17 protein-coding genes are annotated in these 22645 nt (G+C 69.4%); 2 read left to right on the forward strand and 15 right to left on the reverse strand.

All coding sequences use genetic code 11. The features are described from left to right. Positions 1-122: 122 nt before the first annotated feature. The 14 genes from HDA39_RS13340 to HDA39_RS13400 form a co-directional block, all read right to left on the reverse strand. Positions 123-1385 (reverse strand): DUF6923 family protein, encoded by a 1263-nt coding sequence (locus tag HDA39_RS13340; protein ID WP_337925736.1) that lies wholly within the window; start codon positions 1383-1385, stop codon positions 123-125. A 135-nt stretch (positions 1386-1520) separates the two neighbouring features. Beyond that, a complete protein-coding gene (locus tag HDA39_RS13345; RefSeq protein ID WP_184795531.1) occupies positions 1521-2288 on the reverse strand; it encodes a bestrophin-like domain in 768 nt (255 codons plus the stop codon). Continuing rightward, positions 2285-3391, reverse strand: a complete 1107-nt coding sequence (gene ispG / locus HDA39_RS13350) for a flavodoxin-dependent (E)-4-hydroxy-3-methylbut-2-enyl-diphosphate synthase (RefSeq protein ID WP_184795532.1) — start codon at positions 3389-3391, stop codon at positions 2285-2287. The genes HDA39_RS13345 and ispG overlap by 4 nt, the downstream gene beginning before the upstream one ends. Then, complete coding sequence (ispH, locus tag HDA39_RS13355; RefSeq protein ID WP_184795533.1) at positions 3388-4323, reverse strand: 4-hydroxy-3-methylbut-2-enyl diphosphate reductase; 936 nt, start codon at positions 4321-4323, stop codon at positions 3388-3390. The genes ispG and ispH overlap by 4 nt, the downstream gene beginning before the upstream one ends. Positions 4324-4338: 15 nt before the next feature. Beyond that, positions 4339-5412: a family 2 encapsulin nanocompartment cargo protein polyprenyl transferase gene (locus HDA39_RS13360; RefSeq protein ID WP_184795534.1), complete on the reverse strand. Its 1074-nt coding sequence runs from the start codon at positions 5410-5412 to the stop codon at positions 4339-4341. Positions 5413-5422: 10 nt separating this feature from the next. Further along, positions 5423-6814: a family 2B encapsulin nanocompartment shell protein gene (locus HDA39_RS13365; RefSeq protein ID WP_184795535.1), complete on the reverse strand. Its 1392-nt coding sequence runs from the start codon at positions 6812-6814 to the stop codon at positions 5423-5425. Further along, the gene (locus HDA39_RS13370) at positions 6811-9135 is read right to left on the reverse strand and encodes a terpene synthase family protein (protein WP_184795536.1); all 2325 of its coding nucleotides are present in this window, start codon (positions 9133-9135) and stop codon (positions 6811-6813) included. Before HDA39_RS13370 ends, HDA39_RS13365 begins: the two co-directional genes overlap by 4 nt. A 7-nt stretch (positions 9136-9142) precedes the next feature. Further along, entirely contained in the window at positions 9143-10558 is a 1416-nt protein-coding gene (locus HDA39_RS13375) for a family 2B encapsulin nanocompartment shell protein (RefSeq protein ID WP_337925737.1), read from the reverse strand. A 393-nt stretch (positions 10559-10951) separates the two neighbouring features. After that, the gene (locus HDA39_RS13380; protein WP_184795537.1) at positions 10952-11839 is read right to left on the reverse strand and encodes an ATP-binding cassette domain-containing protein; all 888 of its coding nucleotides are present in this window, start codon (positions 11837-11839) and stop codon (positions 10952-10954) included. Next, positions 11836-12654: an ATP-binding cassette domain-containing protein gene (locus HDA39_RS13385; protein WP_184795538.1), complete on the reverse strand. Its 819-nt coding sequence runs from the start codon at positions 12652-12654 to the stop codon at positions 11836-11838. The genes HDA39_RS13380 and HDA39_RS13385 overlap by 4 nt, the downstream gene beginning before the upstream one ends. Next, positions 12647-13522, reverse strand: coding sequence for an ABC transporter permease (locus HDA39_RS13390; protein ID WP_184795539.1), 876 nt, complete (start codon positions 13520-13522; stop codon positions 12647-12649). The genes HDA39_RS13385 and HDA39_RS13390 overlap by 8 nt, the downstream gene beginning before the upstream one ends. A gap of 5 nt (positions 13523-13527) precedes the next feature. Next, positions 13528-13866, reverse strand: a complete 339-nt coding sequence (locus HDA39_RS43210) for an ABC transporter permease subunit (protein ID WP_273481759.1) — start codon at positions 13864-13866, stop codon at positions 13528-13530. After that, entirely contained in the window at positions 13866-14621 is a 756-nt protein-coding gene (locus tag HDA39_RS43685; RefSeq protein WP_337925738.1) for an ABC transporter permease, read from the reverse strand. Before HDA39_RS43685 ends, HDA39_RS43210 begins: the two co-directional genes overlap by 1 nt. Further along, complete coding sequence (locus HDA39_RS13400) at positions 14618-16450, reverse strand: ABC transporter substrate-binding protein (protein ID WP_184795540.1); 1833 nt, start codon at positions 16448-16450, stop codon at positions 14618-14620. Before HDA39_RS13400 ends, HDA39_RS43685 begins: the two co-directional genes overlap by 4 nt. Before the next feature lie 327 nt (positions 16451-16777). On the opposite strand from HDA39_RS13400, the gene HDA39_RS13405 reads away from it, so the two are divergent. Beyond that, entirely contained in the window at positions 16778-17593 is an 816-nt protein-coding gene (locus tag HDA39_RS13405; RefSeq protein WP_184795541.1) for a class I SAM-dependent methyltransferase, read from the forward strand. A gap of 80 nt (positions 17594-17673) precedes the next feature. Then, entirely contained in the window at positions 17674-19494 is a 1821-nt protein-coding gene (locus HDA39_RS13410; protein ID WP_184795542.1) for an AfsR/SARP family transcriptional regulator, read from the forward strand. Here HDA39_RS13410 and HDA39_RS13415 read toward each other — a convergent pair. After that, positions 19491-22595 carry a sacsin N-terminal ATP-binding-like domain-containing protein gene (locus HDA39_RS13415; RefSeq protein WP_184795543.1) on the reverse strand — a complete coding sequence of 1035 codons (3105 nt, stop codon included), beginning with the start codon at positions 22593-22595 and terminating at the stop codon, positions 19491-19493. The genes HDA39_RS13410 and HDA39_RS13415 overlap by 4 nt on opposite strands. Between the last annotated feature and the right edge of the window lie 50 nt (positions 22596-22645).

The following is a 22645-nucleotide window of genomic DNA, read 5'->3' on the forward strand; positions in this document are numbered from 1 at the left end:
GCCCTGGTGGCCAGGGCCTTTCTAAGGGCCCGCCCGGCCGAGCTCCTGGGTCACTCCGCGGTCGCCGCCGTCAGCGACAGCCGCAGCTCCTGCAAGCCGGCGCGTCGTTCGCCGGCTCCTCCTCATCGGCGCATCCGGCGCTGGGCGGCCATCGCCGCGCCGCTGGTCAGGATCACCAGCAGCGTCGCCAACGACCATCGGCGCAGCACCTGCACGGTCCTGTCCTCGTCGTCGGGGACGGACGCCATCCGCGGCTCCACGCTGATCACTGGCGGTGTCACCTCCGGCGGTGTCGGCGTGGACGTCGGTGCAGGGGTCGGCGTCGGTGGTACCGGCAGTTCGATCGCCTCGGTCGGCGTCGGCGTCGGCGTCGGACCGGGCGTCGGCGACGGCGTCGGCGTCGGCCGAGGCGTGGGCGTCGGCGTCGGACTCGGCGCCGGTGTCGGCGTCGGCGGCCGAGGCACCGGCGGCCGAGCGGTCGGCGGAGCCGGCGGCTCAGGCGTCACCTTCGGCGGCCGCGGCGTCGGAGTCGGCGTCGGAGATGGCGTCGGCGGCGGCGGAGGCGGGGGTGGAGGAGGCGGCGGAGGCGGAGGCGGAGGCGGCGGAGGTGCTTGCTGCAGGCAACCAGCAGCGTCCCCACTCCAGACCGCCGGCCCCGTACTCACCTCGCGCGCGTCCCCGGAGAGCGTGATCCGCACGATCCGGCTCCTCAGCCCCGGGTGCGTGTGCACGGCGTACAGCGTTCTCCCGGACATCACCACCGAGCTGTACGACGCGATCGACGGCACGCCGCGGACGGTCGCCACCGCCTTCATCACCCCACTGCCCGGATCGATGCTGACCACCTTCGCCGGCCCGATCCCCAGCGTGGACACGCCGTACAGCAGTCCGCTCGACGAATCGACCGCGAAGTCGTCGAGCGTCAACGTCCCGATCAGCGTCTTCAGCCGGACCACCCGCAGCACACTCTTGTACGTCGGACTGCCTGGGTCGATGTCCAGCGTGTAGAGCCGCAGCGCGTCCCGCAGGTAGAGTCGGTTCCCGGAGATCGCTCCGGCGACCGAATCCGCGATCCCGCCGACCCCGCGCCGGACCTCGCCCAGATCGGTCACCGTCCCCCGCCGCGTGATCGACACCAGATGCGGCTTGCGGTGCAACCAGCCGTGCCGGTCCCGCGACGCGATCCCGTAGACCAGATCCTGCGAGCGCGCGTACCCCATCGCGTCGACCTGGTAGTCGAGCTTGCCCAGATCGCTGGTCCGCCCCGACGGAAACTCCACCCGCCGCAACCGGGACAGCGACGTCGGCCCGCTCTGGTCCACCTGCAGAACCGAGCACCCGGCCTCGGCCGAAGACTCCCGCACCACCAGCACGACAGGCAGCACCGCAAGCCCCGCCGCCCCCACCAATGCCCCGCCTCGGCGAGCGCGCAGGTGGAGGGCCCGGGCACCCGGCAGCCGGCTGGCCGGGGTCGGGGCGGCCGGCCCCACCTCCTCAGGCCTTCCCCCTCGCAGCCGCACTCATCCTCCGCGGGTCAGGCGCGACAGCGCCGCGACGAAAGCATCCGGCCCGATGTTCGCGCCGCCGCTGAACGGGTTCTGCAGCTGGTAGATCGCGAACAGCAGCAGCGCGATCGCCCCGGACAGCATCGACACGATCACGGCGTACGAGTAGACGCCCGGCCCGCCGAACATGAACATCAGCCCGATCGACATCGCGCTCCCGACCAGGATCGCGAACCAGACCACCGCGCTCACCCCGCTGCCGGCGGAGTTCAGCCGCACCTGCCGGGCCTGGTACACGTTCCACAGCTGCGTCGACGCCTCGACGCGGCTGTCCTCCTCCCGGTCGGTCCTGGTCGGCACGCGCTCGATCTCGTTCTGCAGCTGGGTCAGCAGCTCCCAGCCCCGGTCGTTCACCGGCGTACCCGACCGCAGGTCCGGCCACTCCTTCTCGGCGACCTCGGTCGCGTAGGCCTGCGTCAGCTCGCCGATCTTCGTCCGGGCCGGCTCGGCCAGCGAGTCGCTCGCCCACTGGACGGCGACCAGCGAGTTCGCCTCCTGGTACGTGTTGTCGTCGGCGGTGTCGGTCGCGTCGAACAGCGAGATCAGCACGAACGCCGCGACCACGACGTTCACTCCGCCGACGATGGTGAACACCTGCCCGGCGACCTCGTTGTTCGCCTCCCGCCCGAACCGCTGCCGGGCCTTGCGCAGGATCACCGCCAGGACGGCGGTGACGATCATCAGCCCGAGCACCCAGAACAGACCGCGCAACGTCATCGTCATTCCGGTGCTCCCCACTCACGCCCGAGCGCCTCCTCGAGCAGTGCCTCGACGATCCGGCTTTCCGGCACGGTCCGGACCACCTCGCCCCGGACGAAGATCTGTCCTTTCCCGTTGCCCGACGAGACCCCGAGATCGGCTTCTCTGGCCTCTCCGGGCCCGTTCACCACGCAGCCCATCACCGCGACCCGCAACGGGACCGGGAATCCTTCGAAGGCCGCCGCGACCTTCTCGGTCAGCGTGTAGACGTCGACCTGCGCGCGGCCGCACGACGGGCAGGAGACGATCTCGAGCGTGCGCGGCCGCAACCCCAGCGACTCCAGGATTCCCGCGCCGACCTTGACCTCCTCGACCACGGGCGCGGACAGCGAGACCCGGATCGTGTCCCCGATGCCCTCGGCCAGCAGTACGCCGAACCCGACCGCCGACTTGATCGTTCCCTGCAGCAACGGCCCGGCCTCGGTCACGCCGAGGTGCAGCGGGTAGTCGCAGCGCCGGGCCAGTTCCCGGTACGCCGCGATCATCACCAGCGGGTCGTGGTGCTTCACCGAGATCTTCAGGTCGCGGTACCCGTGCTCCTCGAACAGCGAGCACTCCCACAACGCCGACTCGACCAGCGCGGCGGCGGTCGCCTTGCCGTGCTTGGCCAGCAGCCGCGGGTCCAGCGATCCCGCGTTCACCCCGATCCGGATCGGTACGCCGGCCGCCGACGCGGCCCGCGCGATCCCGGCCACCTGGTCGTCGAACTTGCGGATGTTGCCCGGGTTCACCCGGACGCCGGCGCAGCCCGCGTCGATCGCGGCGTACACGTACTTGGGCTGGAAGTGGATGTCCGCGATCACCGGCAGCTGCGAGCGCTCGGCGATTGCGGGCAACGCGTCCGCGTCGTCCTGCGACGGTACGGCGACCCGCACGATCTGGCAGCCCGCCGCGGTCAGCTCGGCGATCTGCTGCAGCGTCGCGTTCACGTCGGCGGTCGGTGTGGTCGTCATCGACTGCACCGACACCGGCGCGCCTCCGCCGACCGGCACCGATCCGACCATCACCTGCCGGGACTTCCGCCGTACGACGGGAAGCGGCGGCATCCCCAGCGACACCGCGGTCATGGGTTCCTCACCGCCACCGGCAGGGTGAAGTGGATGGTCTCCTGAGCGACCTCCCGCTCGATCACCTCGACCGGCCCGCGCTCACGCAGAGCGGCGATCACGCCCTCGACCAGTCGCGGCGGCGCCGACGCTCCCGCGGTCAGTCCGATCACCTCGACGCCGTCCAGCCACTCCTCCCGAACGCCGGAAGCATCGTCGATCAGGTACGCCGGAGTGCCCCGGCGTTCGGCGAGCTCGACCAGGCGCACCGAGTTGGACGAGTTCACCGACCCGACCACGAGCACGAGATCGGCATCCTCGGAGAGCGCTCCCAGCGCCTCCTGCCGGTTGGTGGTCGCGTAACAGATGTCCGCGGAGTCCGGTCCCCGCAACCCCTTGAACTTGTTGCGCAGGGCATCGAGGATCGCCGTCGTCTCATCGACTGCCAAGGTCGTCTGGGTCAGGTACGACACCCGCGACGGATCCTCGACCTCCAGCGCCGCGACGTCCTCGACGCTCTCCACCAGCACGGTCCGGTCCAGCGCTTCCCCCATCGTGCCCTCGACCTCCTCGTGACCGGCGTGCCCGATCAGTACGACGGTGTCGCCGCGCGCGGCGTACCGGCGGGCCTCGGCGTGCACCTTCGTCACCAGCGGGCAGGTCGCGTCGACCACGTCGAGCCCGCGCCGCTCCCCCTCGGCCCGGACCGCGGGCGCGACCCCGTGGGCCGAGAACACGACCGTCGCGCCGTCCGGAACCTCGTCCAGCTCCTCGACGAAGACCGCCCCGCGGCTCTCCAGGTCGGCGACCACGTGTTTGTTGTGGACGATCTGCTTACGCACGTAGACCGGTGGGCGACGTTGCTCGAGCAGTACTTCGACGATCTCGATCGCCCGCTCCACCCCGGCACAGAACGACCGCGGTGACGCCAGCAACACAGTTCTCTTCCGCATAGCTCTCCCCCACGCTCATCGGTCCCGGCGGGTCGCCAATCGCGCCAGCCGCTCCAGGTCGTCCGCCGGCCGCCCGCTCGTCGCCGACCGGAGTTCCCCCAGGGCCGCGGTGAGCAGGGCATCGGCCTGGGCCTGGCTCTGGGCGCGCGATCCCGCTTGCTCGATCAGGTCGGCCGCGCGGACCAACTCGTCGCCGGACAGGTCGTGCGTCCCGCCGTACAGGACGCTCAGTGCCTGCCCGGCCTCCGTGCCCGAGCTCAGCGCTGCGACCACCGGCAAGGACTCCTTGCGCCGTCGCAGGTCCGAGTGGACCGGCTTGCCGGTGACCCGGGGATCGCCCCAGATGCCGAGCAGGTCGTCGACGTACTGGTAGGCGAGACCGAGGTCCTCGCCGAAGAGCCGCAGGTGATCGACCTGCTCCGGCCGGCCTCCACCGAGAAGGGCGCCGAGAGCGGTCGAGCAACCGAGCAGCGCGCCGGTCTTCAGCTGCGCCATCCGGACGCACTCGGAGAGCGCGACCTCGTTCCTGGTCTCGAAGTGCGCGTCGGCCAGTTGTCCCTCGACCAGCTCCTGTACGGCCTGGCCCAGCGTCTTCGCGGCCTCGTCGGCGGAAGAGTGGCCGCTGGCAACCAGTACGTCGAACGCCAAGCTGAGCAGGGCGTCCCCGGCCAGGATCGCCGGGCCTAGGCCGAAGACGGTCCACGCCGTGGGCCGGTGCCGGCGGGTCGTGTCGCAGTCCATCACGTCGTCGTGCAGCAGCGAGAAGTTGTGCACCAGCTCGACCGCGACCGCCGCGGGGACGCCGTCGGCCGCCGTACCGCCGACGGCCTGCGCGGCGAGCAGCGCGAGGGCGGGACGGAGCGCCTTCCCGCCGTCCGCGCGGGTCGGCGTACCGTCCTCGTCCTCCCACCCGAAGTGGTAGTTGGTGATCCGCTGCGTTGCCAGCGGCATCCTTCCGATCGCTTCCCGCAGGGCCGGCTCCACCTGGTCCCGCGACCAGGCCAGCAACTGCTGAGCCGGGATCCCCGCGCTCTGCAGGCGCTGGACCGGAGGGTCCGTGGACGGACCGGTCTGTTCGACTGTCGTCATCGCAGGCTCCTCATCCGCCGAGTTCGACGTGCTCGAGGACGCCGAGGGCGTCGGGGACCAGGACCGCGGCCGAGTAGTAGGTGCTGACCAGGTACGACGTGAGGGCCTTCTCGTTGATGCCCATGAAGCGGGCGTTCAGGCCCGGCTCCACCTCGTCCGGCAGGCCGGTCTGGCGCAGGCCGATGACGCCTTCGTCCTCGAGCCCGGTCCGCATCACCAGCACGGACGTCGTGTTGTCCGCGGCGATCGGGATCTTGTTGCAGGGCAGGATCGGGACGCCGCGCCAGGACTGGACCCGCTGCCCTTCGACGAGAGCGCTCTCCGGGTAGACGCCGGCCTTCGTGCACTCCCGGCCGAACGCCGCGATCGCCCGCGGGTGCGCCAGCAGCGCTCGCGGCTTGCGCCGCCGGGTGAGCAGCTCGTCGAAGTCGTCCGGGGTCGGCGGACCACTGCGCGGGTAGAGGCACTGCTTGAAGTCCACGTTGTGGAGCAGCCCGAAGTCGCGGTTGTTGATCAGCTCGTGCTCCTGGCGTTCGCGGAGCGCCTCGATGGTCAGCCGCAGCTGCTGCTCGGTCTGGTTCATCGGGTGGTTGTAGAGATCGGACACGCGGGTGTGCACCCGCAGGATCGTCTGCGCGACGCTCAGCTCGTACTCCCGCGGCGCCGAGTCGTAGTCCACGAACGTGCCCGGCAGGTCGTCCTCGCCCGTGTGCCCCGAGGAGAGCGCGATCTCCGCCTCTCCGTTCTTGTTCTGCGCCGGCCGCGGCCGGGACCGGACGTCGTCCAGGTACGCCCGCAGCGTCTCGGACCGGTCCTTCAGCTCGTCGAGCGACTGCCGGGTCAGCCGCAGCACCGTGCACCGGGTCGTCGTCCGGGCGGTGTACTCCCAGATGCTCTCCGGCGGGTCGAGGAACAACTGCTCGCCCAGGTAGTCGCCGTCGGCCGACGTCCCGAGATCCGTTCCGTCGCCGTACCGGCCGACGCCGATCCTGCTGATCTTGCCGTGGGCAACCAGCAGTACGTCGTCGATCCGGCTGCCGAACTCGGTCAGCGCGTACCCCGGCTCGTACTCCTCCACGCCGAAGCGGTTCGCCAGCTCCTGCAGGAGCTCCGGGTCGGCGAGCTCGCGCAGCGGTGGCAGCTCGGTCAGCTCCTGCGGGATCACCCGGACGTCGGCGCCGGTGACCGAGAAGCTGAGCCGGCCGTCGCCGATCGCGAAGCTGGTCCGGCGGTTCACCCGGTACGCGCCGCCCTTGGTCTCCACCCAGGGCAGCACCCGCAGCAGCCAGCGTGGCGAGATGCCCTGCATCTGCGGGACGGACTTGGTCGTGCTCGCCAGCTGCCGCGCCGCCGCGGTTCCCAGGCTGAGCTGCGGCTTGACTTCGGTGTCGGACGTCGTCACAATGCACCCTCCAGTCGCTTCGCACCGGCCGGCCGCGGGATCCGCAGCGCCGACCTACCCACCTCAGAAGTGCCGCCCAGCAGCTTGCGCGGGACGTGCAGCTGCTCGGCCTCGTCGTACCGGCCGCAGCCCTGGTGCCAGACGAGAATCCCGGACATCCAGTTCTGCAGCTCCTCGGCGTACCCGGTGAGCACGCGGCGGGCGTTCTCGTCGAGGTCGTAGTCGTCGAACAGCACCGGCAGATCCACCGCGACCAACTGCTCGAACTGCCGCATCCGCGCGGTCATCAACGCGTTCACGGTCGCGAACGCCGTCGGCAGGTCGCAGTCGAGGAAGTTCCGGACGACCAGGACGCCGTTGTGCAGCTCGCCCTCGTACTGGATCTCCTTGCGGTACGAGAAGACGTCGTTCAGCAGGCACGCGTAGTCCGCGGCCGCGTTCTCCAGGGCCCGGATCGGCCGGGTCCGGTAGATCTTCGGCGGAACCGTCCGGCCGTGGCCGAGCCGGCACAGGCTCATCGTCAGGTCCGACCCGAACGTGCGCCGGCGCATCTCCAGGTAGTCGACCGGGTCGGGGGTCCGGTGCTGCGCCTGGTTCGCCAGCTCCCACAGCCAGCTGTCGGTCATGGAGTCGATCGCTTCCTTGAACGACGTGCGGGCCTCCGGCGTCATCGGCCCAGCGGTCCGCAACCAGAGATCGGAGAGAGCGCGTTCCAGCCCGTTCACCGGAACGATCCCCAAGCTCAGGTCGAGCGGCATCAGCGCCGACAGCCGCTGGTTGGCCACCTTGGCACCGGCCAGATCATGCGTTCTGCCGTAGACCACCGGGTAGTAGTCGTCGGCGTACGTACCCCACGCGAGCCACTGCGTCGAGATGTCCAGCGCGTCCGGATCGGCGTCCGGATGGATGCCGCCGGCACACAGCGCGAGATCCGCGATCTCCAGCAGATGCCGGTCCCACACCAGGCCGTCCGTGATCCCGACCCGCTCGCCCCACTCGAGAACGTTGGCTCGCGCTCTCTCCAGGTACGGGCTCATCTTGGCCTGGTACGGCATGTACAGCTCGGGCGGTGTGTACGGCTCCACCACCTCGTACGGCCGGTGCGTGTGCGTGCGAATCCGGTACGGCGCCGACGTCACCAGCGACTGCAGGATCCGGACCGCGGACGTGCCCAGGCCCTTCGGCCCGTCCAGGAACGCGCTCGGCCCGAGCGTCGCGGCCTGACCGCCGTCGTTCATGTAGCGGCTCGACCGCAGGTGCCATTCGTGACCGCCGGATTGCCAGTCCTGCAGGCCTTTCACGTAGCTCAGAACGTCGAGGCGTCCTTGCGGACCGACCGCATGCTCCTCCAGCAACGGCGGGACCTCGGTCAGCGCCGTGTTCTCGAACTGGTGCAACCGCGAGGTGAGGATGTCGTTCACCAGATCGGCCGCGCGCTGCGGGGAACACCCGAGAAAGCGCTCCACGACCAGTACGCCGTTGTTCAGCTCGCCCTCGGTCTCGACCTCGCGCTGGTACGAGAACAGGTCGTTACGCAGGTGCACCGCGTCGGAGAACGTGTCGCTGAGCACCTTCATCGGCCGCAGGTGCGCGACCTCGTCCGGGACCTCGGCCTGCACGGCGTACTCGACCAGGTTCGCCGACCACGGCGCGCCGCCGACCTTGCGGCGCATCTCGACGTACTCGATCGGGTTGGCCAGCCGGCCGGCGGTGATGTTGGACAGCTCCCACAACGACTCGGCCAGCAACGCCTCCGTCGTGTCCACGAACCGGCGCCGCCAGCCCGCCGACATCGACGGGATCGTCCGGTTCCACAGATCGGCCAGACCGCGCTCCACCGGGTTCTCCGGCGTCTCCGTGATCGGCCCCTCGACCGGCATGAACGCGTTCAGCCGGTCCAGGTAGGCCTTCGCGCCGGCGGTGTCCTGGGTCTTCTTGTAGAGCTCGAGGAAGTGGTCGTCGAAGTAGAAGACCCAGACGTACCAGTCGGTGACCAGGTCGAGCGCGGCCGCGCTCGCGTCCGGATGGGTGTAGGCACACAGCAGGGCGTAGTCGTGGGACTCGAAGTCGTGCAGGTCCCAGATCGCCTTGCCTGCTTGGGGTACGTCGATCATGTCGAACGCGTACGCCCACGCGCGGCTGTGCTCACGGGCCTGCTCCAGGTGCGGGTTCAGCCGCGCCGGGTAGGGAACGTAGAAGTCAGGAAGCTGGTACGGCTGCTGCGTGGCCCCAGGTGGTGGGCCGCCCGGCTCGTCTGTCGCGTCCCGCCCGACGCGGGAGACGAGCCGGGCGGCGGCTCCCGGTGGTGACGGCACTGCCATCTCGGGCCTAGCCCTCGCGCCCGATCTCGACGCCCTCGAGGATTCCGAGCGCGTCCGGGACGAGTACGGCGGCCGAGTAGTAGGCGCTCACCAGGTAGTTGATGATCGCCTTCTCGTTGATGTTCATGAAGCGCACCGACAGCCCCGGCTCGTACTCGTCGGGCAGACCGGTCTGCTGCAGACCGACGACGCCCTGGCTGTCCTCCCCCGTGCGCATCAGCAGGATCGAGCTGGTCCGGGTCTCGCTGATGCCGATCTTGTTGCACGGGAAGATCGGCACACCCCTCCAGGCCGGGACCCGGTGCCCGCCGAAGTCCACGCTGTCCGGGTAGATCCCGGCCTTCGTGCACTCCCGCCCGAACGCCGCGATCGAGCGCGGGTGGGCCAGGAAGAACGCCGGGTCCTTCCAGACCATCCCGAGCAGCTCGTCCAGGTCGCCCGGCGTCGGCGGCCCGGTGCGGGTCGGGACCCGCATGCTCAGGTCCGCGTTGTGCAGCAGCCCGAAGTCGCGGTTGTTCACCATCTCGTGCTCCTGGCGCTCGCGCAGCGCCTCGATGGTCAGCCGCAACTGCTGCTCGGTCTGGTCCATCGGGTGGTTGTAGAGATCGGCGACCCGGGTGTGCACCCGGAGCACGGTCTGCGCGACGCTCAGCTCGTACTCCCGCGGCGTCGTCTCGTAGTCGACGTACGTCCCGGGCAGGTCGGACTCGCCCTCGTGCCCCGCGGAGAGCGCGATCTCGGCCTCTCCGAACTCGTCCTGGTCGGGCTGCGGGTTGGCCCGGAACGCCTCGATGTGCGCCCGCAGGCTGTCCGACCGGCCGACCAGTTCCTCGAAGGAGTCTTGCGACAGCGTCAGCAGCGTGCACGGCGTGATCGCCTTGACGGTGTACTCCCAGTAGTCCTCGGACTCCAGGATCGCGCGGTAGGTGAAGTGGTCGCCGTCGGCCAGGGTTTCCAGCACCGATTCGTCGCCGTACTTGCCGGCGCCGATCTTGCTCACCTTGCCGTGCGCGATCAGGCAGATCCGGTCCGCGGCGTGCCCGCGCTCGACGATCACGTCACCGGGCTGGAACTCCTGCTGCTCGAACCGGTCGGCCAGGGCGGCCAGCACCTCGACGTCGTCGAAGCTGCGCAGCAGCGCGAGCTCGCACAGCTCCTGCGGGATCACCCGGACCTCGGCACCGCTGGTGGTGAAGGTGACCCGGCCGTCGCCGACGGCGTAGCTGAGCCGCCGGTTCACCCGGTACGCGCCGCCGTTCACCTGCACCCAGGGCAGCATCTTGAGCAGCCACCGCGAGGTGATGCCCTGCATCTGCGGCTCGGACTTGGTCGTGGTCGCCAGGTTCCGCGCGGCGGCGGTCCCGAGGCTGAGTTGCGGTCGCTGCGCTGGGGCGTCGGAGGACGCCGGTTCGGTCAGGGTCACGCGGAATGCACCACCATTCGGTTGGACCGCCCGATCGCAGCACACAGCGCCCCGGGAACCCCGGGGTCAGGTCGGCGATCGGACGGACAGCTCTACTCGGGTATGCAGAAACGCATCGTGCGCAGGCGGCAGTCAACGACTCGTCGGAGAGGGATGACTTTCCAGCCGACACCCCGCCCAGGCGTCGGCGGCAACACCGACGCGGGACGGAACTGGCCGGCGGACGACTGCTCGGGGCGCCCAGTTCGCCCCACGCTCGGCCAGTCCGGCTGGATACGCACTCACCGTAACCGAGCCCTCACCTCACGCGTCAAGAGACGCACACAGTGACGATCTTGCAAAGCCCTGACGACCCCGAATTAATGGCCGCCGGACCCCGACTCAATACGTCGTTCAGATGATCGGGGTCTCCGGCGCACTCGCCTTCGGCGTACCGGCCTCGGCCGTACCGGACAGCTCGTCGACCTCGATCCGGCCGGTCCAGCGCAGGTCGGGATCGGGTTGTGGGATCGAGTCCAGCAGCAACTTGGTGTAGGGGTGCGACGGCTCGTGCATGACGGTGTCGACGGGGCCTCGTTCGACGATCCGGCCGCGGTTGATCACCATCACCTGGCCGCCGAGGTAGTAGACGGTCGACAGGTCGTGGGTGATGAACAGCGTCGTCATCCCGTGCTCGCGCTGGAAGTCCAGCAGGATGTCGAGGAACAGCCGGCGGACCTGGGCGTCGAGCATCGACACCGGTTCGTCGGCGATCACGAAAGCCGGCCGGAGCATGTGGATCCTGGCCAGCATCACCCGTTGCCGCTGGCCACCGGACAGCTGGTGCGGGTACCGGCCGAGAACGCGCTCCGGCTCCAGCTTCACCGCTTCGAGGGAGCGCTCGATCATGGCCAGGCCCTCGGCCTGGGTCTTGGCCAGGCCGAACTTCTTGACCGCCTTCCAGAGCACCCGATCGACGCGGTAGAAGGGGTTGAAGATCGCGTACGGGTCCTGGAAGACCGGTTGCACGTTGCGACGGTAGTCGTCGTACTCGGCCCGGTCGAGCTTGAAGATGTCCTTGCCGCCGTACTTGATGGTGCCGCTGGTCGGCTTCTGCAGTCCGAGCACGTTGCGCGCGATGGTGCTCTTGCCGCTGCCGCTCTGGCCGACCAGGCTGACCACCTGCGGCGGCTCCGGGGAGAGCGTGAAGCTCGCGTCCTCGACCGCGGTCAGGTAGCCGCCGGCCGCGCCGCGGGCGTGGAACCGTTGCTGGACGCCACTGAGCTCGATCGTCTTGGTCACGATGCCCTCCTGCCGAGCCGCGGAATCGATTCGATCAGTTGCCGGGTGTACTCGTGCTTCGGCTGCTTGTAGACCTGCCGTACGTCGCCGACCTCGACCAGCTCGCCCTCGTACATGACAGCGACCCGGTCGACCAGCTGCGCGTGCACACCCATGTCGTGCGAGATCACCACCAGCGTGACGCCGAAGTCGCGTTGCAGGTCGACCAGGCTCTGCAGGATCACGCGCTGGATCGTCACGTCCAGCGCGGTGGTCGGCTCATCGGCGATCACCAGATCGGGTTCGAGCGCGACGCAGATCGCCATCAGCACCCGCTGCTTCATCCCGCCGGACAACTCGTGCGGGTACATCCGCGCGACGTCGGTGTCCAGCCCCACCTGCGCGAGCAGTCGCGGGATCAGCTCGGAGAGCGTGCTCTTGCGTTCCGGCGCGTGCTCCAGGATGACGTCGCGGAACTGGTCGCCGATCCGCATCACCGGGTTCAGGGAGCTCATCGAGCCCTGCGGGAGGTAGGAGAGCGCGCTCCAGCGCAGGACGCGCAACTCCTCGCCGTCGACCTTCAGCAGGTCGACCGGAGAACGCCCGCGGGGACGGAAGATCGCGCTTCCCCCGGTGACCTTGCCCGGCGGCTTCAGCAACCGCAGCAGCGCGACGGCGAGCGTGCTCTTGCCGCTGCCGGACTCTCCCGCGATCCCGAGGATCTCGCCCCGCCGGACGGCGAGATCGAGTCCACGGACCGCTTTCACCTCGCCCTTGGTGGTGGAGTAGCCGACCTCCAGGCCGGAGATCTCCAGCACGATGTCGTCGTCACTCACCGGCCACTCCTCTCAGTCGCGGGTTGTAGACCTCTTCGAGACCGATGTTGATCATGTTCAGCGCCGCGAACAGCGCCGTCAGCAACACGATCGGGACCACGAACATCGGCCAGGCGCCGAGGGTCAGCGCGCCGGTGTTGATCGCGTTGAAGATGATCTGCCCGAGATCGATCACGCCACCGGGTCCGAGCCCGATCACCTCCAGGCCGACCAGGCCGAAGATCGCGCCGAGCGCCGACGAGGCGAACCCGACCCCGATGAACGGCAACAGGTTCGGGAGCAGTTCGGTGACGATGATCTCGAGGTCGCGGGCCTTGCTCACCCGCGCCAGGTCGACGTACGGGCGTGACCGCAGGCTGAGCACCTGGGACCGGATCGTCTTGGCCGCGAACGGCCAGCTGAAGATCGAGATCATCACGCCGACCTGGAACAGGCTGACGTTCTTGGCGTACGCCGAGAGCGCGATCAGCAGCGGGAACGTCGGGATCACCAGCAGGATCCCGGTGAAGGTGGACAGCACGTTGTCCACCCAGCCGCCCTTGTAGCCGGCCACGAACGCGACGACCACCCCGACCACGGTCGAGATGACGCCGGCGATCGCGCCGATCTGCAGCGAGACCGAGGTCGCGCTGACCACCATCGCCAGCACGTCCCGGCCGAACTGGTCGGTGCCGAGCAGGTGGTCCGGTCCCGGCACCAGCCACTTCTCGTACGCCGCGAACTCGAGCGGGTCCTTGCCGTTGCCGATGGCATCGACGATCAGCGGGCTGAAGATCGCCAGCAGGATCATCGCCGCCAGCACCCCCAGCCCGGTCGCGAGCCGCGGACTGTGCCGGATCGTCTGTCCGGTCGCGGTCAGTAGTCTCATCGCGATCACTTCCAGTACTTGACCCGAGGGTCAAGCAGAGGCAGGAGGAGGTCGAGCAGCAGGACGGCGGTGAGCACGGAGAAGATCGCCATGTCGGTCACACCGAGAATGGTGTTGAAGTCGAGCTGCTGGATCGCCGTCACCAGCGTCGATCCCAGCCCCGGGTAGTTGAACAGCTGCTCCACCAGGACGTTGCCGTTGAAGATGAACCCGAGCGAGATGCCGAACGCGGTGATCTGCGGCAGGTAGCAGTTGCGCAGCGCGTACCGGGTCAGGACCCGCCAGGGCTTGAGGCCCTTCGCCTCGGCGTACACCAGGTAGTCCTCGCCGAGCACCGGCACCATCAGCTCCGGGTGGACAGGATCCAGCTGAACGTCCCGATCAGCACGATCGACATCGCCGGCAGGAACCCGTACTTGATCACGCTCCCGATGAAGTCGAGGCTGAAGCCCGGACTGATCGTCGAGTCGTACGCCGACCGCGCGGGCAGCCAGCCCAGCGTGTAGGCGAACACGTAGACCAGGATCAGCGCGACGAAGAAGAACGGGACGTGCGACAACGCGATCGACAGGTTCGTGACGATCGTCGATCCGAGCTTGCCGCGCCGCCAGCCGACGATCGCGCCGATCAGCACGCCGAGCACCCAGCTGATCACCGCGGCCATGCCGAGCAGACCGATGGTCCACGGCAACGACCGCAGGATGACGTCCTGGGCCGGGGTCGGGTAGTTGATCAGCGACGGCCCGAGGTCGCCGTGGAAGATCAGGTTCTGCATGTACTTCAGGTACTGGACGAAGATGTTGCCGTCGAGCCCGAACTCGGCCTGGTAGCGCGCGATCACCTCCGTACTGGCCTGCTGGTTGTAGACGTAGTTCTGCTGCAGGGTCTGGATCAGCGTCTGGATCGGGTCACCCGGGATCAGCCGGAAGAAGAAGAACGCGATGGTCAGCGCGCCCCACAGCTCGATCAGGTACAGGCCGAACCGCCGGATCGCGTACGCCGCCAGCGGGTGCCGCGCCAGCCAGGGCCGCAGACCGCGGGAGGGAGCGCTCTCGGCGCTCTCCTCCACGACGGTCGCGGACGGCGCGGTCGCCGTCACGCCGGACCCTTCTGGCCGGTCGCCTTCAACCTTCCGAGCACGAAGATGAAGTGCGACCACCAGTTCAGCGGGACCTGGTACAGGTCCTCGTCGGTCGGCCACCCGGTCCAGAAGCTGGTGTTGAAGTACGACGGGTAACCGGTCTGGATCACCGGCATCTGCGGCAGTTGCTGGAAGTAGATCTCCAGCGCCTGGTCCAGCAGCGGCTTGGCCTCGGCGCTCTTCGGGTCCAGCACGGCGAGCTTGGCCGACACCGCGTCGAACTCCGGATTCTTGAACCGCTGCTTGTTCTTGTCGGCGGCGTTCTTGCCGATCGGCTGGGCCTTGTCGCTGGTCCAGTTCGTGTACAGCTGCTGGGGATCGAAGGAAATACCGTCCCAGTTGGAGTCCAGGTCGAACTCGCCGCGCTGGAACTTCTCGCTGTGCACCGGACCGCTCAGGCTGCGCAGCGTCGCCGGCACCCCGACCTTGGCCAGATCGGTCTTGATCACGTTGGCGATCGCGTACTCAGGACCGTCGACGGGCGAGGCGGTGATGAACTCGAGGTTGACCTCCTTGCCCTTGTACGTCCGCTTGCCGGCCGCGTTCTTCGGCGCGATCTCGTCCAGCAGCGCGTTCGCCTTGTCCGGGCTGTACTCGAACTTGTACTTCTCGGCCAGCTCGTCGTTCTTCCACGCGTCGTTGCTCGGGTAGTCCGCCCACGGGTAGATCGCCGGCGGCACCTTCACCGGCCAGATCGACGTCCCGATCTTCTCCCGGTCGATCATGTAGTTGATCGCCTGGCGCATCTTCGGCTCGGCGATCACACCGCGGGCCGGGTCGCAGTTCGGCCAGATGATCCGCGGGTTCGGGTCGTGGAACTGGGTGGTGACCATCGCCGGGTAGCCGGTGTTGCGCAGCTGCTTGGCGTGCTGCTCGTCGATCGAGCCGACGTCGAACTCCGCCCGCTCGAAAGCCAGCGCCGCGGAGTCCAGCTGCTTGGCCGTGCTCTGGTACACGACGTACTGCGGCGCCGGGTCGAGCTGCTCCTTGGCCCAGTAGTCCGGGTTCTTCTCCCAGACGAACATCCGCTGGCTGCGGATCGTCTGCTTCAGCTTGTACGGGCCGCTGCGGGTCGGCGGGTTCTCCTTGAACTTGGTCGGGTCCTGGGTCTTCCAGATGTGCTCGGGCAGGATGTCGAACGCGCTCGCGATCGCCGCGACGAAGTTGTAGTGCATCCGCGGGCCGGGCTTCTTCAGCTTCATCACCGCGGTCTGCGCGTCCGGTACCTCGACCGACTGGACGAACTCGGCCAGGTCACCGCCGCCGCCGAACAGGTCCTTGCGGTCCTTGAGCAGCAGCACGGTGAACTTGAAGTCGTTCGCGGTCAGCGGCTTGCCGTCGCTCCACTTCGCCTTCGGGTCGAACTTGAAGGTCAGCTCCGTGTGGTCGGCGTTGTACTCGTATCCCGTGCACAGCCAGGGTTTCAGCTCGCCGCTGGCCAGGTTGAGGTAGAACATCGCCTCGCGGCAGACCGACTCGAAGCCGGCGCCGGACTGCCAGCCGTTCGGGATCATCGTGTTGAAGCTGTCGAACACGTTGTACTCGACCTGGCCGATCACGACCGTCTGGTCGCGCGGCGTGGGGATGTTCGCCTTGCCGATCTGCACCGACCTGGTGCCGGCCGGTTTGTCGGCCGGCTTGTCGGAGTACGAGCCGCTGCCGGAACAGGCGGCGAGCAGACCGGTGAGTCCCATCGCGGCACCTCCCCCGACCACACTGCGGCGGCTCATCTGGTGGCGCAGAACGTCGGCGACGTTCTCGAACTGCGGGCGCGGCGCGTCGTTCACGATCGGATCTCCTTCGGTCCGAGGGTGTGGCTCGGCCTCAGTCGGCGCGCTTCATCGCGCCCGGCCGGTGTGACGTAAGGCATCTCCGTTTCACTTGCTCGGAGTGGAAATCACTGATTGAAACGTTTCTCGGACTATAAGTAGCGATGACAACGATGGCAAGACTTTGCTGCCACGCTTGAGGAAATCGCCGGTTTGCGCTGCTCAGTCGATATACCAACCTCTGACAACGATGGCTCGCTCTCGGTGATCCCTGGTGTCACACGGTCTTTCACACGGTGACCGGATTGCCTGGGCCCACGATCAACCACTTGCAGGGGGAGCACCATGACGAGTACCGCTGTCGATTTCGACGCGATCAAGCACAAGCAACGGGCCGGCTGGCAGACCGGGGACTACCCGCGGGTCGGCAACACGCTGCAGATCATCGCCGAGCTGCTGGTCGAGGCGGCCGACGTACGGGCCGGGCAACGGGCGCTGGACGTCGCCTGCGGTCAGGGCAACGCCGCTCTCGCGGCCGCCCGCCGGTTCGCCGACGCGACCGGGATCGACTACGCCACCAACCTGCTCGAGCAGGGCCGCGAACGCGCCACCGCCGAGCACCTGCCGGTCACCTTCACCGAGGGTGACGCCGAGAACCTGCCGGTCCCGGACGCCGCGTTCGACCTCGTGCTCAGCACGGTCGGCGTGATGTTCGCTCCGGACCACCAGCGGGCCGCGGACGAACTGGTCCGGGTCACCAAGCCGGGCGGCAAGATCGCGCTCTCCTGCTGGACGCCGAGCGGGATGGTCGGGCAGATGTTCAAGGTCGTCGGCAAGTGGGCGCCGCCGCCGGCCGGGGTCAAGCCTGCCGTGTTGTGGGGCACCGAGGAACACTTGGCGGAGCTGTTCGGCGAGCGGGTCGAGTGGACCGCGCTGGAGAAGCGGGAGTACGTGTTCCGCTACCACTCGGCCGAGCACTTCTCGGAGTGGTTCCGCGAGTTCTACGGCCCGATCACCAAGCTGGCCGCCGCGCTGCCGGAGCCGGACCGCGCGCGGTTCGCCGCCGAGCTGGCCGACGTACCGCGGAGTTTCAACCAGGCCGACGACGGCACGATCGCGGCCCACGCGGAGTACTTGGAGGCAGTAGGCGTACGCCGCTGACAAGGCATCGGCCGGCACCACTCTGAGAAGGGATGGCGCCGGCCGGTGGCGGGGTTCACACTGAGGCTCGGGGGTGGGTGATGGCTGGGACGATCAGGCTGCTCGGGCGGCCCTCGATTGCGGATGACGGGGTGCTGATCCGCGCGCCGCGGGGGCGGAAGAGTTGGGCGTTGCTTGCCTACGTGCTGCTCGCGGAGCGGCCGCCGACGCGCAAACGCCTGGCGGAGTTGCTGTTTGCGGACGCCGAGGATCCGCTTGGTGCGCTGCGCTGGACGTTGGCGGAGCTGCGCCGGGCGCTCGGCGTACGGGGAGCGCTCTCTGGTGATCCCGTGAGGAGTTCACTCGACGGGCTGACGGTGGACGTGCTCCAGGTGCTCGACGCGACAGATCCCGCGCGGTTGCTGGAGTTCGAAGGGGAACTGCTCGAAGGCGTCGAGCTCGAGGCCTGCCCCGACTTCGAGTCCTGGTTGTCGATCGAGCGTCACCGCGTCGCGTCGGCCGTCGAGGCCCGCCTGCGGGAGGCCGCCGTCGGGCTGGTCGCCGCGGGACGCGCCGAGGACGCGATTCCCTTTGCCAGCAAGGCGGTTGCGGCGAATCCTCTGGAGCAAGGCAATCACGAGCTGCTCGTCCGCAGCCTCGCGGTCTCCGGCGATCACTCAGGCGCGTTGCGGCAGGTCGCGGTCTGCGAGGACATGCTGCGCCGCGAGCTGGGGATCGAGGCGTCCGCCTCGCTGCGGCAGGCCTCGACCGTCGAACAGCGGCCGACGCTCGGCCTCGTCGGGAGCCGGGCGGCGGCGTTGAGCTCGTACGAGACTGGCCGCGCGGCGGTCTCCGCGGGCGTCGTCGAGTCCGGGTTGGAGTGCCTTCGGAGAGCGGTCTCCGAGGCAGCGCGCTGCGGCGACGTCGAGCTGCAGGGACGCGCTCTCGTCACCCTCGGGGGTGCGCTCGTGCACGCCGTCCGCGGACAGGACGAGGAGGGCGCGATCACGCTGCAGGAGGCGATCCTGGTCGCCGAACGCGCCGGCGACCGGGCGACCGTTGTCACGGCGTACCGGCAGCTCGGGTTCGTCGAGGTGCAGGCCGGGCGTCGTACGACGGCCGAGAGCCGGCTCGCGCGAGCCTCCGCCCTGGCCGAGACGGACGCGGAGAACGCGGCGATCCTCGGTGTGCGTGGGATGAACTCGTCGGACCTCGGCGACTACCCGGCGGCGTCGCGGCAGCTCGCGGAGTCGGCCGCGTTGGCCGGCCGGTGTGGGGATGCGCGCCAGCAGGCGTGGTCGTTGTCGATCCTCGGGCGGGCGCATCTGCTGCGCGGCGACTACAGCCAGGCCCGTGCGGTGGTCGAGCAGTCGCTCGACTTGGTCAGGCAGCAGCGGTGGGTCGCGTTCCTGCCCTGGCCGCAGGCTTTGCAGGCCGAGCTGGACCTGTACGCCGGGGAGGTGGGCGCTGCGGCGGAGGGGTTCGAGCAGGCCTGGGCGCTAGGGTGTCAGGTCAACGACCCTTGCTGGGAAGGGATTGCGGCGCGCGGGCTCGGCCTGCTCGCGGCTGAGCGCGGGGACTATCAAGGGGTCGTGCACTGGCTGGACCAGGCTGCCCGGCGAGCCAGCCGGGAACCGGATCGGTATCAGTGGGTCCACGCACACGTGCTCGACACGGCTGTCGGTACGGCGCTCGACGAGGGCGATCACGCGCGGGCCCGGCCGCTGGTGGTGCAGTTGGGTGCGTTGGCGGCGCGCTGCGATCTTCGGGAGCTTGTCGTCCGGGCGAATCTGCATCTCGGCCGACTGGGCGATCCGCATGCGATCACGTCCGCTCGGCTGATGGCGGCCGAGATCGACAATCCGCAATTGGCCAGACTGGTCGACGAGAGCTCAGCTGTCCTTACCGGGGACGACTCCTAGCCCTCACCACTCGTCGGCGGTGGGTCGAAGGTCGCGTCGATCCGCAGCTCCGACGCGCGACTCGGGTTGTTCAGGATCGCCAGGATGACGTGCCGCTGGTCCCACCGACCGGCCGACCACGCGAGCGCCTTCGCCAGTCCGTTGAACGTCGCCGCGTGCGGTGCGCCGTCCTCACTGACCCACCACGAGACCTCGACGCCGTCGACGATCAGCTCCTCGTGCTCCCACCAGGTGTCCGGGACCTGCGGCACCAGCTCGCGGACGATCGCCGGTACGTCGGCCGCCGTACCCTCCCCCTCGACCTTGCCCGCGGCAACTTCCCCGGCCATCGGCACCTCGAGCAGATCGCTCAGCCCGTCCGCGACCGCTCCGAACGCCACCACGAATCCGCCCAGATCCTCACGCTGCAACCACATCGGAGCATCCGCGACCACCGCGTTGCCGGCAGCAACCACCTGGCTCAGCAGCTCGACCGCGGCGTCCGCGCTCTCATCAGCCCGCGCGGTCTGCTCCGCCGCCCCACCGAGCACGCGAACGTACTCGGGAGCCGAGTCCGGGAACACGGTCAGCGTCCCCAACTGCTGCCAGAGACTCAGGATCGCGCTCTCCCCGATCGCCCGCCGCGGCTCCGCCAACCGGTCGAGCAGCTCCCCCACCCCGTCGACATCCAGGTCGGCCACCGTCCGCACCAGCCCGACCGCGGTCCGCACCTCCGGATCCAGCCGCGCCGTCCACTCCGGCGCGGGATCGAGCAGACTCGCCAGCACCGGATCGACCTCAGGATCCGCCCGGCCGGCCAGCGGTTCGCCGTCCTCCAGGAGAACGCGCTCTCTGATCCACCACGCCGCGTACGACGGTACGCCGAACGCGCGATCGTCCGGCCCGACCACGCGCGGCCGATCCACCAGCGCGCGCCGCAGCTCCGGCGAGGACCCGAACAGGTCCAGCACCCGCGGCCAGGCGTCGTCGGTGATCCAGTCCAGATCCCGTACGGCGACCAGCTCGCCGACGGTCACGCCGTACCGCGAACCGTCCGGCGCGACGTCGTCGGCCCAGTCCTCGATCCCGTCGAGATCCGCCAGCTCCTCCGGCAACTCGTCGAGCACGACGTCGGCAGCCGCGACCACGCCGAGCGAACTCAGTACGCCGACCGCGGCCAGCGCCTCGACGCCGTACCGGTCCAGCAGGTCGCGCTGGATCGGCGCGACCTCGTCCGCGTCCAGCACCGCCTCGGCCTCGGAGCCGGGGATCACCAGCGCGTTCGCCGGGACCAGCTCGCCGTCGGCGTCGCGCAGGACGAGGTCGGACAACCACCACAGCCCGTCGGCCTGGCTCGGATCCACGGCAACCACCCCGAGCACCGCGGCCGCGATCAGCTCGGGGTCGTCGGCGTTCTCCACGGCGGCGCGGACCGCGCTGTCCTCGAGCAACGTCCGGGGCGTTGCGGGGAGCGCTCCCAGCCGCTCCAGGGTTTCGTGGGCGGCCTCCGGGTGGACCACGCGGACGCCATACTCGCCGAAGGTCGCCAGTACGTCGCTCGGCAGTTCCCGTCCCGGCAGCAGCAGCCCCCGCACGCCTCGGACCAGTCGGCCGTCCGCCAGCGGCACGGGCAACGTCCCCAAAGCCTCACGCAGCAAGGGATCCGTGACCATCCCGGAGAGCGCTCCATACGTTTCCCGCCACCACTCGGGCGACTCCCCCGCCGCTCCCAGCTGATCGACAACCTCGGCCAGGTCCAGGCGTCGTACGCCCAACGCCTCCAACGCCGTCCGATCCTGCCGCCGCTCCCGCACCAGCCCAGGAATCATCGGCGCCAGCACCACCTCGAAAGCCTCATCAGCGCCCGCCACCACCACCGCGTCCCGCGGTGCCAGCAGTTCCGGAGCAGCCTGGCCGCCACTTTCTTCCAAGTACCGGCCCCCGAGGCCGGCAAGAATTGGCGTACCAGGCAGGACCCTCATGATCTCCTCGCGGAGAGCGCGATCCAGCGGTCCGGCAGCCAGTCCGGTCGGCACCATTGGAAGGACGTTCGCTCCGGCTTCGGCCTGGGTCTGCAGCAACCGGGCATAGGCCTGTGCGGCCTTCTCCACCAGGTGATCAGTGAGCGGGCCCTTGGCAACATGCCGCCGCGACGGATCGAGCGGGAAGGTTGCCAACAGCAACACCGGCAGCGACAACGACTCGTCGGTCGGCGTCGGCGCGAAGACAGTCCGCGGTACGTCGGCGTCACCGGACCGCGGCAGCGCCCAGAGCACCGACCAGTACGGCCGCGCGCGTTCCTCGGTCGGGCGATCCGCCAGCAACCGCTCTCTCGCATCCTCGTCGAGCACCCCGGCGGCCCGGCGTACCGTCCAGCGCTCGGTGACGTCGGCGAGCACCCGTTCCTCGCCGTCAACGTCAATCTCGATCCGCTCCAACCCAGGCAGCGCGAGCAGCAGCGGGTCACCGGCGTCAGCGAGCAGCCGCCGTACGAGCTCCCGCGCAGCGTCGTTCCGCAGCGGCAGAATCACCGCGGTGTCGAACCCAGCCGGCGGCTCCCCCTCGGCCGGGAACGGCAACCGCAGCACCGGCACCTGCCCGTCGCGCCGCCGTACCTCCAGATCCAGCCCGTCCGACCCCAGCGCCCCCACCGCGGCCGCCGTGTCCGCCCGCGAGAACCGCACCCCACCGCTCCGCGACAAGATCACCGGCTCGTCCGTCACCGCGAGCACCGCCGAGAACCCGACCCCGAACCGCCCGACCGCAACCGCCCGCGGATCCAGCTGCCGCAGGTCCCCGCCCGCGCGCTCCAGGTCGTCGTCCCGCTTCGCGGACGCCCGCAGCGTCGCGAGCGACTCGACGCCGGCCGCCGTCAGCGACGTACCGGTGTTGGCGACCACCAGCGTCTGGTCCCGCAGCGAGAACCGCACCCGCCCCGGCACCCCCGCCCGCACGGCAGCATCCGCCGCGTTCTGCGCGAGCTCGACCACCACCCGATCCAGGTACCCGCCGAGCGCCAGATCCTCCTCGGCGTTCGCATCCTCCCGAAACCGCACCGGCGCCGCCGCCCAGCCGGCCAGAACGCGCTCCCTGATCCCGGAACTCCCGAAGTCTTCACTCACGGGCCGGAGCCTATGCGCCCGGCGACCCAGCCACGGAATTGCTGTACCGA

Origin of the sequence: Kribbella italica, assembly GCF_014205135.1 — a bacterium.
In the GTDB taxonomy this organism is placed as follows: domain Bacteria; phylum Actinomycetota; class Actinomycetes; order Propionibacteriales; family Kribbellaceae; genus Kribbella; species Kribbella italica.